The organism is Pigmentiphaga sp. GD03639 (assembly GCF_029845405.1).
Lineage (GTDB): Bacteria > Pseudomonadota > Gammaproteobacteria > Burkholderiales > Burkholderiaceae_B > Pigmentiphaga > Pigmentiphaga daeguensis.
Genome location: NZ_JAOCLR010000040.1, coordinates 1 through 13,513, shown reverse-complemented (window position 1 = coordinate 13,513; position 13,513 = coordinate 1). Strand labels below are relative to the sequence as shown.

Here is a 13,513-nt window from a genome sequence, read left to right as displayed (position 1 = left end):
AATACTCGAAAAACGCAATAATCGAAGCGCGACCCGGGCTTTTGTAGGTTCGCTCGCAGCATGCCCAATCCGGTCGTCCGCCAGTTCCTATTGTTTGCGGCCTAAAACAGCCCTGATCTCCACGATCACCCCATTGCTGATCACACAGGAATGGCGCGATGGTGGCTTCGATCTGGCTGCGCGCCGCGCATCGCGGCGTGCCCACTTTTCTCGTGACGGCCCTCCTGCTGGGTCAGTCCCAGATGGCCTTGGCCGAGTCTCCGGCACAGCGCCAGGAGCTGGTCGCCGCACTGCGCCAGCTCGACGCGCTGGAGCGCACCGTCGCGGACAGCGCCGCGCATGCCCCCATCCAGCCGGGCGAGCGCTACCACTTCGACTACCCGCGGCTGCTGGCTGACCTGGCGCGCGTTCGCGCCGGCATCCAGTTTCACCTGACGCCATCGCGCGCTCAGCCGCGCGACCCCTCCGAACTGGCCGGCGACTACCGCACCGAGCGGGCGGCCGAGCCGCTGCCGGCGACGACTGCGGGGGGCAAGCAATGAACGGCGCCCAGGTCTCGGCATTTCAAGCCAACAGCGGCATCGCGCCTTCCGCAATGGCGACCGTCCTGGTCGGCGTCGTGTTCGCGGTCCTGCTCGTGTGGGGCGTCTGGGCCATCCGAACGGCCTACGTGGGGTGGTCCGAGAGCCGCCTCAACCAGCGCCAGTTCCTCGGCGTCTGCATCCGCTTCGTCGCGATGTACCTCGTCCTGAGTTTCTTCCTTCTGTCCTGACCTGAAAGGCCCGACCATGCACAACCGCAACCTCACTTCCCGTTTTGCCCAGCGCGCCGCCGTGGCCCTGGGCGCCGCAGCGCTGCCCGCGCTGTCGTTCGCGCAAGGTCTGCCGCAATTGGAGAACCCCACGCGCGGCACCGGCAACGGCATCATGGAGACCATCCGCAACTACGGCTACGACATCATCATGCTCGTGGCCCTGCTGGTGGTGGCGTCGATGTTCATCGGCGTCTGCTACCACGCCTACGGGACCTACGCGGAGATCCACACCGGCCGCAAGACGTGGGGCCAGTTCGGCCTCACGGTCGCCATCGGCGCCGTGCTGCTCGTGATCGGCATCTGGCTGCTCACCGAAGCCACCGGCATCCTGTAAGCGAGGCCGGTATGTCCGAGCAGCAGCACGTCCGTGCGGACGGAACGGTCACCTTCCTTCCGCACCGGCTCAACCGCCATCCCGTTGTGGTGCGCGGCCTCACCGCTGACGAACTCTGGATTTGCTGCGGCCTGTCCGGCGCCGCCGGCCTGCTGGTCGGCGCGCCGCTGTCCTGGGTGTTCCGCACGATCGCGCTGGCGCCGACGTTCGTCGTCCTGGGCGTGGCGCTCGGCGTCTTCATCGGCGGCGGCATCCTGCGCCGCCTCAAGCGTGGGCGTCCCGACACCTGGCTGTATCGGCAACTGCAATGGCGCATCGCCACGCGCCATCCGCTGATGGCAGGCTGGGTCGGTGGCCATGTGCTGATCTCGCGCTCGGGCTTCTGGTCCACCCGCAGGAGCATGCGATGAGCCGCTTCAAAAACGAGATTACCCATCTGCAGGCGCACATCAAGACCTTGCGCCTGGGCGCGGGCGCGCTGGTCGTCGTCGCCCTGGTCATGGGCGGCGGCTGGTGGAGCGCGCCGCGCGACCTGACCATCCACGTCCCGCCCGACCTGCGCTCCGGCAGTACCCGCAAGTGGTGGGAAGTGCCGCCCGAATCGGTCTATGCGTTCACGTTCTACGTGTTCCAGACCCTCAACCGCTGGCCAACCAATGGCGAAGAAGACTACTCGCGCAACCTCCACACGCTCTCGCCGTACCTCACCCCGTCCTGCCAGGCCTTCCTGCGGGCGGACTATGACTACCGCCGCTCCACGGGCGAGCTGCGTCAGCGCGTGCGCGGCATCTACGAGATTCCCGGCCGCGGCTATGGCGACGACCCCACGGCGCGCGTGCGCACCGTGTCCGATCGCGACTGGGTGGTGACGCTGGACATCACGGCGGACGAGTACTACGGCGCCGAGCAGGTCAAGCGCGCCCTGGTGCGCTATCCGATCAAGGTCACGCGGGTGGACGTCGATCCCGCCCGCAACCCGTTCGGCCTGGCGCTGGACTGCTACGACGGCGCGCCCCAGCGCATCAGTGCACCGGAGCCGACGCGCCCGGCGCCGAGTGGCCTGTCTCCGCAAGCGCCTCAAGGAGGAAACACCCCATGAAGCATCCTGTACTCGCGCTGCTGGGGCTACTGGCCGTGGCCGCGGCACCCGTCGCCCAGGCGGTGGAGATCCTGCGTTGGGAACGCATGCCACTGGCAGTGCCGCTGAAGGTCGGTCAGGAACGCATCGTATTCATCGACCGGAACGTGCGCGTGGGCGTGCCCGCAGGCGTGGGCGAGCGCCTGCGCGTGCAGAGTGCGAGCGGCGCGGTGTACCTGCGTGCCAGCGAGCCGATCGAGCCCACGCGGTTGCAACTGCAGGACGCCGACACGGGCGCGCTGATCCTGCTGGACATCGTAGCCGAACCGCCCAAGGACGGGGAAGCCGAGCTGGAGCCGGTGCGCATCGTCGAGGGTGACAGCGCACCGGGACGCTATGGCGAGCAGGCCGACAGTGCCGAGGCCCCGGCACGCGCCCAGGGCCAGGCAGGTGCGCGGACCGCGCGGCGCGAAACTCCGGTCCCTGTCGTGCTGACGCGCTTCGCCGCGCAGAACCTCTACGCACCGCTGCGCACCGTCGAGCCGCTTCCGGGCGTCATGCGGGTCAACCTGCCCCGCGACCTCGACCTGGACACACTGATGCCAACGCTGCCGGTGCGCGCGGCCGTGCTCGCGTCGTGGCGCCTGGAAGACCAATGGGTGACTGCCGTGCGCCTCACCAACACCGGCGCCGACTGGGTCGCGCTCGACCCGCGCGTGCTGCAAGGCGATTTCCTCACCGCCACCTTCCAGCACGAGGCGCTGGGCCCGCGCGGCACGCCCGAGGACACGACCGTCCTGTACCTGGTCACGCGCGGCCGCGGCCTCGCGCAGTCGCTGCTGCCGGCGATTCACCGCTTCGACCCTGCCGTGCATCTGCCGCAGCCGGACGGCGACGAGAACGCCAAGGAGGCCCGCCATGCGCAGTAACGGCCTGCTCAAGTGGCTGATGATCCCTGTCGCCATCCTGGTGCTGTTCGCCGGTATCCGGCTGTTCTCGGGTGGAGGCGGCACGGCGCCACCCGCGGCGGACAACGGCGCCCAGCTCACGCCCGAGGAAATGAAGGCGCTGGGCATCGAAGGCGACACCCCGCGCGACACCGTGGCGACGCTCGTTGCCCAAGTGAAGCAGTTGCGCACCGAGCTTCAGACCGCGCTCTCGGACAACAAGTCGCAGCGTGAAGAGAACCAGCGGCTGCGCCAGCGCGAGAACTCCATCGACCAGCGCATCAACTCGGCGCTCGAATCCGAGCGGTCCAACCTGCGCCGCGACCAAGAGCAGGCGGCCAGCGCGCGCCAGCAGACCGAAGGGCTGCTCGCCGACCTGCAGCGGCGCCTGGACAGCATCGGCGGGCGCGGCGGCGGCCATGCGGACCTGCCCGTGGGCCTGGGGCTGCAGGGCGGCGACGAGGCCGGCATGGAGGGCGGCGTGCGGTGGGTCGAGCCGGACGACGCAAAGCCCGCCGAGGGGCGCAACGGGGGGCGTGGCGCGAGCGGCGGCATGAGCTTCCCCACGAGCTTCGGCCCGGCCCAGAGCACGCTCTTAACCACCACTGAAACCGTGGCCAACGCGGGCGCCCGCGCCGCCGGGGTCAAGAGTGCCAAGCCGGTCTATACCGTGCCGACCAACTCGACGCTGATGGGATCGGTGGCGATGACGGCCCTGATCGGCCGCGTGCCGATCGACGGCACGGTCAACGATCCCTATCCGTTCAAAGTTCTGGTCGGGCCGGACAACCTGACCGCCAATGGCATCGACATTCCCGACGTGGCCGGCGCCGTTTTCAGCGGCACCGCCTCGGGCGACTGGACGCTCTCGTGCGTGCGCGGTCACCCGCGCAGGCTACAACCTGGTCAACGGCCGCAGCGTGACCGACACATCGTCCATCGCTGCCGCCAGTTGCGCGAGTCTGTCTTGCCAGACCTGGACCTCGCCACAGCAGGCGACCGAATGGGCCACACGGGTTCTCGGCGAACAGGTGCAGCGCACTTGCGATGCCTGCACCAAGACCGAAACGGTGCCCGGCGTCGGGCTGACGCCGCTGATCCAGGAGGAGTACGAGGCAAAGCTGGAAGCCTTGCAGGAACTGGTCTCGGGAACGCGCAACACCACCTTCGAGAACCTGCGTGCGGCTGGCAGCACCTCGCTGCCCATCACACGCGGCGTCATCGAGGCGCTGCGCGACGAGCCGGATCAAGACCTGCTGGCGCGGCGCCTGGCCTCGGAGGTCGCGCTGGCGTCGGTGCTGGAGAAGGCATTGCTGCTTCAGCGCACCCTGCTGACCGGCAAGAAGGAGCCCAACGTCGCGGCGAACCAGTTGGCGGTCGAGGCCGTGAACCACGAGAGCGACACGCTCGACCAGGAAATCCGCAACCTCAAGACCGAGCTGGAGCTGCGCCGCGAGCTGGCGAACAACTCGCCCATGGCCATCATCCAGCGCCATGGCACACGCGCGGCTGGCTCACGTGGCATCTACGAAGGCGATCCCATTCCCGACCGCCTCGACCGGCTCCAGAAGGGCAATCCGGGAGGCAACCCATGAACCCGTCGCGTGCCAGCTGGCTGCGCCCGCGCTGGCTGTTCAACCGGCGCGCGATGAAGGCGCTGCTGTGGACGGTGTTGCTCGTTGCCGCCGCTGTGGGCGCCAACATCGTCGGCATTTATCTCGTCGGCAGCGTTGCCAACTGGGAGCGGTGGCTGGCGGCCACGGCAGGCTACTTTCTAGTGTGGCGGATGTGCCTGTACGGCGCGACAGCCTACGGCTGGGTCTGGATGCGCCGCCGGCTGCTGGCGCGTGAGGCCCAACGCGGGGCTGATAGGCAGGCGCGACGGCGCCTGCTGCGCAGCGAGATCGCCGGCGTCGCCGCCATTGTGGCGCTGGAAGCCAGCCTGTTGATGCAGGCCGCTTGAAGGGGCGAGGACATGGCGCTTTTCACCACCGACTACTTGGAGTACTACCTGACGCTGGTGTCGTGGATCGTCCATAACGGCATCTGGGCCCTGCTGGTGGCGAGCGGCGTATTCGCGCTGCCTTTCATTGCCATCATCGTGCAGGAATGGCTGAAGGCCCGTGCGGAGGGCGCCGACGAAGGCAACAAGGGCGTGCTCTCGGCTGCGCGCATTGAGAACCGGGTGTTCGTCGCCATCGTGGTGGTGATGTTCGCCGGCATCCCATTCATCGACGTGGATCTCAACACCATCCGCTACGACAGCTCGCGCTCGGCCCAATGCCAAGTCAGCGTGCCGCAGCCCACCGATACCGGCTGGTCGCAGTCCTTCAGCACTATCAACAACCAGTCGGCGAAGGTGCCCGTCTGGTGGGCCTTTATGCACACACTCTCGCGAGCAGTGACCGGTGCCTCTGTGGCGGCGATTCCCTGCGGCACCGACTTGCGGCAGATGCGCATGGAGATCGACGCGACGCGCATCGACGACCCGGTATTGGCTCAGGAAGTGGCGGATTTCTCGCGGGACTGCTACGGACCGGCACGCGCCAAGCTCTTCATGCAGCGCCCGGACCTCGATGAGACACAAATGCACGACGTGACCTGGATCGGCTCGCGCTTCTTCACGGACACCGGCGGCTACTACGACAGCTATCGCTCCAGCACACCACGCGATGACTGGCCCTACGACAGCAACCGTGATGCCGGGCTTGCGCAGGTGGCCAGCGGTGGCGGCTATCCGTCCTGCAGGCAGTGGTGGGCCGATGGCAGCAATGGCCTGCGCGCACGCCTGCTGGGGCAGGTAGACCCAAGCCTGCTGAATCGCCTGGCGGGCTGGGCCGGCTTTCTGAGCCGAGCCGAGGTGGACGACTCGGTAATCCGCACCATCGCCTCGCCGCGGCAGCAGAAACTGAACCAGGGCAACGTCTATACGGACTACGGCGGCCAAATCGACAAGACCCTGCCAAACATCGTGACGCGGGCCACGGGCGACGTCGGCATGGCTGTCGGCGCGATTGCCGCGTTTCCCGCCATGGACGTGGTGCGCCAAGCGCTGCCCATGGTGCTCGGCTTGCTCAAGATGGCGCTGGTCATCTGCATCCCGCTGGTGCTGGTTGTGGGCACCTATGACTTGAAGACGGTCGTTACCGTGAGCGTCGTGCAGTTCGCGCTGTTCTTCGTCGATTTCTGGTTCCAGCTCGCGCGCTGGATCGACAGCACCATCCTCGATGCGCTTTATGGCTGGGGCTTCGGCTGGAACCGGCCACACGCCAACTTCGATCCACTGGTGGGGCTGAACAACGCGTTCGGCGACATGCTCTTGATGTTCGTCGCGGGCACGATGTTCCTGGTGCTGCCAGGATTCTGGCTGGCAAGCCTGACCTGGGTTGGAATTCGGGCGGGACATGCCATTCAGGGGTTGTCGGACGGCAGCAAGAGCGCCGGCCAAGCCGGGGGCAAGGGGCCTGGGGCACTCACGGGAGGCAAGCTGAAGTAGCCCGGAGTCCGTCAGTCGTCGGTGTACAACTCGTGCGACGTATCGTTGTACAGATTGGGATCGTAGCCCGGTGTCTTGCGCAGTTCTGTGAGATCGGTGAAAGGCCACTCGTCCTCGTCAGAGGTATTGGCAGCAGCAGCCCACGCCGCCGCCACGACGCCCAACAACACGAGTGCGAACCAAAAAGCAACGTAGAGCAGCAATCCCACCACAGACAGCTTGACCACCCACACGAGCGCGGTGGCAACGGCCGCCGGCACCCCCTTGGACACCAACCAGTTCGACGCCCGACGTTCGCCGCGCGCGTAGGCGCGCCATCCGCGGCCAAAGGTGCGGCCGAGGCGTTCTGCGGTGCTGATGCGGGTCGTGGTGTTCATGGTCGTCTCCTGCTACAGAGGGATGCCTATTCCAGTTTGGTCCATTTCATTCTGTTTGGGCTTCAATGTGCTCTCTTGCCGCTTCAGGACGCTTCGTCATCCGGTTCCACCGGCCCGGGATCAGGCTCCACGCCGACGCGATACGTGGCAACGAAGCGCGGCCAGTCCACATGGTCCACCAGGTCGATGTCATCGACAACGCCGACTCTTGCTGCCGCACGCTCGAACAGGGCGATGCTCTTGGCGGGATAGTTGTTGCGCGACGGATAGAGCACCCCGTCGAACAGCGGTTCGCCATCGTCGCCGAGCATCGCATGCACCTGGGCCGACACCTGCTGCGTGTGCGTGTAGTCGCGGCTGGCCAACTGTTCCAGGTTCAGGCCGAAGTAACCCGCCATGACACCCTCGGCCGTGAGATCGGCCAAGCGCACGTCGTCCAGGACCCCCACGGCCCGCACGAGCCGGCTCTCGACTTCCTTCAGCGCAATCGAGCGCTTCTCGTCCGCCAGCCACTGGTGCTTGTGAAACACCGACTCCATCAGCGCCGTGGACAGGTCGCGGCCCAGGTAGAGCACGCCGTAGGTCCGCGCCGGGTCGTCGTAGCGATTGGTGCCGCTGCGGCCATAGTACAGCGGGCTGCCCCGATAGACGACGCGGCTCACATGCTGGAGCAGTTCACCCGCATCGATCAAGAACAAGGGCAGTTCGCGGCTCATGGCGGTCTTGCCTCAATGCACCTGGACGCCCAGCACGTTGAACACCGCTTCGGCCACGTCATCGATCGTGCCATGCGTCACCGCATCCACCGGCGAGCGTCCGCCCAAGCCTTCGAGCGGTTCGGATAGTGCGCGGTAGATCGTCCAGTGGTCGATGCCCTCGACCTCTTGAAGCACGGTTTGGGTCAACTGCTGCTTCACCGGGTCGAGCTGCCAGTCGGGCAGCTTCTGGCCGCGCGGCCCCACATTCAGCGCCAGCAGCCGGCGCGCGAGGATGTCCTTGTAGATCTGCTGGCGCGACTTGTCCGCCAGCTTGGCGTACTCGGGGATCGGCAGGTTGTGCGGCTGGTTGAAGGATTCCAGCAACACGGCGCGGCCTCGCTGGACGTCGGTTTCAGTCGGGGTCCAGCGCGTTTCGGTGCGCAGCGCGGCCGCCTTGCGCGCCAGGGCCTGCTCCACCGTTTCGCCTTCGAGGTTGGCTGGCAGTTTTACCGCCTCCACGCGCTCGTGAATGAACGCCTGCAACTCGGCCGCGAAAGCCGGCGCATCCCGGATTTCAACGGTATCCGCGAAACGGCGCACGTCCTCCACGGTGACGCGCGGCAGACGATCGGCAATGAATTCAATGGCGGTGGGCATGGTCATCTCCCAAGCAGGTTTGAGACAGGATTCACTCTAGTCGCCCTTGTCGCATTTGTCAACTTAGTCGCCTGAGCGAGAGCCTACCTGCCGGGGGTAGCGTCCCCGCAGCATAGGCAGGGGCCAGCGCCAGGTCTCCGTCCAATCCATTCGTGCGGGTTCCACATTGACGCTGGAGACGCAACCCAGGCCCGGCTATACCGAAACGGTTAAAGGCCAAAGGGCCGAAACGGCAAGGGAATGGGGTGCAAGGGGAAAGGCCCTACCTCGAAAAGGCGAAAAGGCCTCCCGGCCGGCCCCCCAGAGGACACCCGCATGCTCTCCCTGTTCCAGCGAAAACGGCCCCCGGTCGCTGCCCCGTCGCCAGCGCCCGCCACCGACCTCCCGAAAGGGTTGCTGCGGCCCGAATCGGCCGCATCGCTGCTGGCAACACCGCGCCGGCAGAAGCTGCTGGAACACATCTGGCAGCGCACGTCGCTGTCGCGGCGGCAGTTCGCCACCCTATACCGCACGCCGCTGGAGCACTACGCCGAGTTGGTCCAACAATTCCCCGCATCGGAAAGCCATCACCACGCTTACCCCGGCGGCATGCTGGATCACGGGTTGGAGATCGTCGCCTATGCGCTCAAGCTGCGGCAGTCCCATCTGCTGCCCATTGGCGCCAGTCCCGAAGACCAGGCGGCGCAGTCTGAAGCCTGGACTGCCGCAGTCGCTTATGCCGCGCTGCTGCACGACATCGGCAAGATCGCCGTCGATCTGCACGTCGAACTGTCCGACGGCTCGCTGTGGCACCCCTGGCACGGCCCGCTGCACCAGCCATACCGCTTCCGCTACCGCGACGATCGGGAATATCGGCTCCACAGCGCCGCGACAGGTTTACTCTACCGTCAACTGCTCGACCGTGATGCCCTGGACTGGCTCAGTGGCTATCCCGACCTGTGGGGACCGCTGCTCTACGTCCTGGCCGGCCAGTACGAGCGCGCCGGCGTGCTGGGCGAACTTGTCGTGCAGGCCGACCGGGCTTCGGTGGCCCAGGAACTGGGCGGCGATCCGGCCCGCGCCATGGCTGCACACAAGCATGCGCTGCAGCGCAAGTTGCTCGACGGGCTGCGCTACCTGCTCAAGGAACAGTTGAAGCTGAACCAGCCGGAAGCCTCCGATGGCTGGATCACCGAGGATGCCTTGTGGCTGGTAAGCAAGACGGTCTCGGACAAGCTGCGTGCGCACCTGCTGTCACTAGGCGTCGACGGCATCCCCGCGAGCAACACCGCCGTCTTCAACGTGCTGCAGGATCACGGCATGTTGCAACCGACGCCGGACGGCAAGGCGGTCTGGCGCGCGACCGTGACCAGCACGACTGGCTGGTCCCACTCATTCACCCTGCTGCGTCTAGCTCCCGCGCTGATTTGGGAAGCTGGCGAACGGCCAGCATCGTTTACCGGCACGGTGGCAATCGACGCTGCGGCAATCGAGAAGGATGCTGGCTCGGAGGCTGCCCCGCCTATGACTGCCGCGAAGCCTGTCTTGGAAGAACAGACGACGCCACCTTGGGAAGGCAGCAGCCCCGCTAACTTGGCTTCACCGCCCGCAGTTCAGCCCCTGCCTGACGTCATGGAAGACATGCTGGCGATGGTGGGCTCCGGACACCTCCTTGCGACGCGACAGGATGCAGAGCCCGTCCCGGCCTTCGCAACGAGTTCGCTGGTACTGCCTGTGCCAGCGTCTAAATCTTCGGCATCGACACAGCAGCCTTCGGGCGAGCACTTCATGGGCTGGCTTAGGCATGGCTTGCAGAGCCGAAAGCTGATTCTCAACGATGCCAAGGCACTGGTGCATACCGTGGACGACACGGTGTTCCTGGTAAGCCCTGGGGTGTTTCAGCGCTATGTCCAGGAGCATCCTCAAGTTCCAGCACTCGCCAAGCAGGATGCCGTTGTCGACTGGCAATGGGTCCAGAAGCGCTTCGAGAAGCTGCAGGTCCATCGCAAGCAGCCCAGCAGCTTGAACATCTGGACCTGCGAGGTCACCGGCCCGCGCAAGTCGCGCAAGCTGCATGGCTACTTACTCGATGACCCTGGCCAACTGTTCGATGAGCGGCCACCGAACAATCCCTACTTGAAACTGGCATAGGTGCTAGATACGGGCCCATAGAGGCACTGGTTGCCTGCCGTGCGTGTAGCATGGATCAACCTCTCTGCTTCATAGAAACGAACGTTGGACACGGTTACGCCGCCGAGGCTGGCGACGTCGCCAACAATTGGCACACGTTCCGTGGCAAAAGGCTTGGCGACCACCGTCGTCGGGGTGGCTGTTCGTACAGATCGTTGTTTCATCATCGTCTCGGCGTGGATCATGTACTGCAGCAAGCACGCCTGCAGCCTCTAGAGTCGAAGAAGTCGACTCGTCTCAAAGCCGGGGGGTGCTGGTGGGCAACAGCAAATCGAGGCGGTGTTCGACCAGCACCGCCTCGATGCTGCGCGGCGGCTGACCGGTCATCTGCTCGATGACACCGTCGGAGAACGGCGCCAGCCCGCGTTTGGACACCTCTTCGATGATCAGCGCCTCTCGCACCGTGGATTTCGGAAAGCCCGAGACCTGCAGATGCAGCGCCAGGGCTTCCTCACTGACGGGCACCAGGTCGATGCTGGCTCCGAAGATGATATTGATGCTGTTCACCAGCGCCTCGGCGGTGAGAGCCTGCGGGCCGGTGATCGCCAGCTCTCCGGGCGGAACAGGGTCCGCCCGCAGTACCGCCGCAGCGGTGCGCGCCACGTCCTCGCCCGCCACGTAAGGCAGTCTGCCTTGCGGCGCTGAGCTAAACCATTTCCCGCACCGAAGCGCCAGGATGATCCGCGGAAACAATCGCTCCATAGGCCAACTCACCCGCAAGACTGACAAGGCTAGGTTGCGAGCCTCGCATGCCTGTGCCACCGTCTCGCATTCCCGCGCTACAGTCATCAGCGAGGGGTCGAACACTTCGATCTGGGCCGCGTACACCACGGTGCGGACGCCGACGCGCGCTGCGGCATCGATCATGGCCTGCAGTTGGCGACGCCGCGACCACGAGCCGTCGGCAGCGCCCGGCAGGAGCAGCAGGCGGTGTGCGCCGGTGAAGGCGGCATCCAGGGACGCTGCATCGTCGGGATCCGCGCCGCGAATACGCGCCCCACGGGCAGCCAGATCCACAAGGTGCACTGGTTGGCGGCTGGTGGCGATGACCTCCGCTTCATCGCGGCGCAGCAGCAGTTCGACGACGCGCCGGCCGAGCGGATCATGGGCACCGGCAACCAGCAGGCACGGAGAAAGCAACCGGGTCACCGGATGGCTCCCCCTGGCGGAGTGTGCCGGCTGCGCAGAAATGCGATTGCCGCGATGCGCGGGCTGCGCTCGTTCATGGTCGAGCTTCCTCCTGAACGGATCCAACGGTGCGGGCGCCATCGTGCAGCAGGCCGGCGAGCACACACATTGCCAGCACGATCGAGGGCGCCAGCACGCGGCCGGGCTCGCCGTTGAGTAGCACCGTCGCACCGGCGCACGCCATGATCAGTGCCCCCAGCACCGCGCCCCATACCCGTGTGCGCCCGCGCAGCAGCAGCAACGCTGTCGCCAGTTCCAGAGACCCGGGGACAAAATTGAACCTTCGCGGGTAGCCCCAACGGGCGTAGTCTTCCGCTGCCCCGCCTAACGCCAGCAGGTTGGCTACGGCACCCACGACGAAAAAAAGTGGCCAGCAGGTAAGGGAATATCGGTTTCAGTGACAGCTTGCTTGAACGCATAAGACTTCCTCTACGAATTCCTGCCGCAGGTCATAGGGGCCGCGAGCCACGCTGCTAGTCGTCCTGTGCATCAGGGTGTTGACGTTCTTGCAAGGCGACGAAGAAACACGTTCATCTCCTTTTCCGCCTGCACGTCGCCGTTGCGTCTGGCCGCGAGTACTCCGTTCTCCCAAGCATGGCGCGCGGCCGCGATGTCGCCAATCTCGTGCTGCGCCTTGCCCAGTAGCTTCCATGCTGCCGAGTACCCCGGATCCAGCCCGACGCATCGGTGCAACTGGGCCGCCGCGCGCGCCTGCTCGTTCGCATCCAGGTAGTGTTTGCCCAGCCCGAATCGCAGCAAGGCCGAATCGCGGCCCCGTTCGAGCAGGCTTTCCAGCTTGCGTACATCGATCATTTGCAGCGATCGCTCCTTCCCAAACATCCTTTCCAGCTTTGGACGTCGATCATCAAGAACGCCTCTCCTTGCGCTTGTTCAGACCCAAGTGCTCGACGGGCCATCACTCAAGCCATCTGCGTGAGCCGCATCGAGAGGAAACGGCCCTGATGGAACACCAGCGGTTCGTCATCGCCGCCATCGATCTGCAGCACCTTGCCCACGAGCAGCAGGTGGTCGCCCACCGGCCATGCCCGATAGGCCTCGCAGACGAAGGTGGCCACCGCGCCCTCGATCAGTCGAATGCCGGCGAAGGCTCGCCGTGTGGCGACACCGTTGAACTTGTCCGCGATACCCGGGTCGGCGAACCGGCGTGCCACCGCCTCCTGCGAACGAGGGAGTACGCTGATGCCGAAATGTCTGCACGCCCGGAACACGTCCAGGCTGGCGGAACGCTCGGAAAGGTTCCAGGACACCAGCGGCGGCTCCAGCGAGACTGGGACGAACGAGTTGATGGTCAGGCCGATGGGTGCCCCCCCCCCGGCGCACGCGCCGTGACGACGCAGACCCCGGTCGGGAACTGGCCCAGCTTGTTGCGCAATGCCCTGTGCGTGAAGACTGGATTCCGCATCTGCGGCTCGCCAGCCGTCGCGCTCGCACTCGATTCCTGCCTGGGGAAGGTTTGCATTCCGTACGCAGGCCGAGTTTGCGCCACCGGTCTGCCAACATAGGGACTACCAAGACCTCTGCTCCTGACCCCACCGCACCCGCCCGAAGCGCCCGTCACGCGAGATCGCCTGACGCGGCGATGAGCAAGAAACGAGTCCAGCGCGTCTGTGACGGCGCCCTCTGTTGCCCCCTCTGCAACATTCGTACGGGCACCACAAACGTGTTTGTCTTCAGGCCCCACCGGACCTCTCGCCCCAGTGACCAGCCGGGATGCTCGCGGCGTGCAAAGAGCTG

17 protein-coding genes and 2 pseudogenes are annotated in these 13,513 nt (G+C 65.9%); 11 read left to right on the top strand and 8 right to left on the bottom strand.

Annotated elements, in window-relative coordinates:
* The first annotated feature begins 158 nt into the window (after positions 1 to 158).
* The 10 genes and pseudogenes from N5K27_RS26160 to N5K27_RS26115 all read left to right on the top strand — a co-directional run bounded on the left by N5K27_RS26160 (position 159) and on the right by N5K27_RS26115 (position 6,669).
* Positions 159 to 542 (top strand): RAQPRD family integrative conjugative element protein, encoded by a 384-nt coding sequence (locus tag N5K27_RS26160; RefSeq protein ID WP_003090167.1) that lies wholly within the window; start codon positions 159 to 161, stop codon positions 540 to 542.
* The gene (locus N5K27_RS26155; RefSeq protein ID WP_003050225.1) at positions 539 to 772 is read left to right on the top strand and encodes a TIGR03758 family integrating conjugative element protein; all 234 of its coding nucleotides are present in this window, start codon (positions 539 to 541) and stop codon (positions 770 to 772) included. The genes N5K27_RS26160 and N5K27_RS26155 overlap by 4 nt, the downstream gene beginning before the upstream one ends.
* A 16-nt stretch (positions 773 to 788) precedes the next feature.
* Positions 789 to 1,148, top strand: a complete 360-nt coding sequence (locus N5K27_RS26150; protein ID WP_003090173.1) for a TIGR03745 family integrating conjugative element membrane protein — start codon at positions 789 to 791, stop codon at positions 1,146 to 1,148.
* An 11-nt stretch (positions 1,149 to 1,159) separates the two neighbouring features.
* Positions 1,160 to 1,558: a TIGR03750 family conjugal transfer protein gene (locus N5K27_RS26145; RefSeq protein WP_003050133.1), complete on the top strand. Its 399-nt coding sequence runs from the start codon at positions 1,160 to 1,162 to the stop codon at positions 1,556 to 1,558.
* Complete coding sequence (locus N5K27_RS26140) at positions 1,555 to 2,247, top strand: PFL_4703 family integrating conjugative element protein (protein WP_003090182.1); 693 nt, start codon at positions 1,555 to 1,557, stop codon at positions 2,245 to 2,247. The genes N5K27_RS26145 and N5K27_RS26140 overlap by 4 nt, the downstream gene beginning before the upstream one ends.
* On the top strand, positions 2,244 to 3,155 hold the full coding sequence (locus N5K27_RS26135; RefSeq protein ID WP_010791730.1) for a TIGR03749 family integrating conjugative element protein: 912 nt from the start codon (positions 2,244 to 2,246) through the stop codon (positions 3,153 to 3,155). Before N5K27_RS26140 ends, N5K27_RS26135 begins: the two co-directional genes overlap by 4 nt.
* Positions 3,145 to 4,056 (top strand): annotated as a pseudogene (locus N5K27_RS26130) (TIGR03752 family integrating conjugative element protein); the annotation flags it as partial. The gene N5K27_RS26135 and the pseudogene N5K27_RS26130, both read left to right, overlap by 11 nt.
* Positions 4,055 to 4,768, top strand: a pseudogene (locus N5K27_RS26125) (integrating conjugative element protein); the annotation flags it as partial. The pseudogenes N5K27_RS26130 and N5K27_RS26125, both read left to right, overlap by 2 nt.
* Positions 4,765 to 5,136: a hypothetical protein gene (locus N5K27_RS26120; protein WP_014596088.1), complete on the top strand. Its 372-nt coding sequence runs from the start codon at positions 4,765 to 4,767 to the stop codon at positions 5,134 to 5,136. The pseudogene N5K27_RS26125 and the gene N5K27_RS26120, both read left to right, overlap by 4 nt.
* Positions 5,137 to 5,148: 12 nt before the next feature.
* A complete protein-coding gene (locus tag N5K27_RS26115; RefSeq protein WP_279820330.1) occupies positions 5,149 to 6,669 on the top strand; it encodes a conjugal transfer protein TraG N-terminal domain-containing protein in 1,521 nt (506 codons plus the stop codon).
* An 11-nt stretch (positions 6,670 to 6,680) separates the two neighbouring features.
* Here the strand turns inward: N5K27_RS26115 and N5K27_RS26110 are convergent, their stop codons facing one another.
* The 3 genes from N5K27_RS26110 to N5K27_RS26100 all read right to left on the bottom strand — a co-directional run bounded on the left by N5K27_RS26110 (position 6,681) and on the right by N5K27_RS26100 (position 8,401).
* A complete protein-coding gene (locus tag N5K27_RS26110; protein ID WP_003090216.1) occupies positions 6,681 to 7,046 on the bottom strand; it encodes a DUF3742 family protein in 366 nt (121 codons plus the stop codon).
* 83 nt (positions 7,047 to 7,129) lie between these two features.
* Positions 7,130 to 7,762 carry an RES family NAD+ phosphorylase gene (locus tag N5K27_RS26105; protein ID WP_279820328.1) on the bottom strand — a complete coding sequence of 211 codons (633 nt, stop codon included), beginning with the start codon at positions 7,760 to 7,762 and terminating at the stop codon, positions 7,130 to 7,132.
* Between the two features lie 12 nt (positions 7,763 to 7,774).
* Complete coding sequence (locus N5K27_RS26100) at positions 7,775 to 8,401, bottom strand: hypothetical protein (protein ID WP_003109769.1); 627 nt, start codon at positions 8,399 to 8,401, stop codon at positions 7,775 to 7,777.
* A gap of 315 nt (positions 8,402 to 8,716) precedes the next feature.
* Here N5K27_RS26100 and mobH point away from each other — a divergent pair, with 315 nt between their 5' ends.
* Positions 8,717 to 10,531, top strand: a complete 1,815-nt coding sequence (gene mobH, locus N5K27_RS26095) for a MobH family relaxase (RefSeq protein WP_279820325.1) — start codon at positions 8,717 to 8,719, stop codon at positions 10,529 to 10,531.
* Here mobH and N5K27_RS26090 read toward each other — a convergent pair.
* From N5K27_RS26090 to N5K27_RS26070, 5 genes are all read right to left on the bottom strand, one after another.
* Positions 10,513 to 10,695, bottom strand: a complete 183-nt coding sequence (locus N5K27_RS26090) for a MerR family DNA-binding transcriptional regulator (protein ID WP_255221297.1) — start codon at positions 10,693 to 10,695, stop codon at positions 10,513 to 10,515. The two genes, mobH and N5K27_RS26090, sit on opposite strands and share 19 nt — an antisense overlap.
* Before the next feature lie 112 nt (positions 10,696 to 10,807).
* Positions 10,808 to 11,719, bottom strand: coding sequence for an NAD(P)H-binding protein (locus N5K27_RS26085; protein WP_279820323.1), 912 nt, complete (start codon positions 11,717 to 11,719; stop codon positions 10,808 to 10,810).
* A gap of 73 nt (positions 11,720 to 11,792) precedes the next feature.
* Positions 11,793 to 12,113, bottom strand: a complete 321-nt coding sequence (locus N5K27_RS26080) for a DoxX family protein (RefSeq protein WP_079986182.1) — start codon at positions 12,111 to 12,113, stop codon at positions 11,793 to 11,795.
* Positions 12,114 to 12,247: 134 nt separating this feature from the next.
* Positions 12,248 to 12,571 (bottom strand): hypothetical protein, encoded by a 324-nt coding sequence (locus N5K27_RS26075; RefSeq protein ID WP_058160808.1) that lies wholly within the window; start codon positions 12,569 to 12,571, stop codon positions 12,248 to 12,250.
* 107 nt (positions 12,572 to 12,678) lie between these two features.
* Positions 12,679 to 13,041: a flavin reductase family protein gene (locus N5K27_RS26070; protein WP_347945626.1), complete on the bottom strand. Its 363-nt coding sequence runs from the start codon at positions 13,039 to 13,041 to the stop codon at positions 12,679 to 12,681.
* Positions 13,042 to 13,513 lie beyond the last annotated feature (472 nt).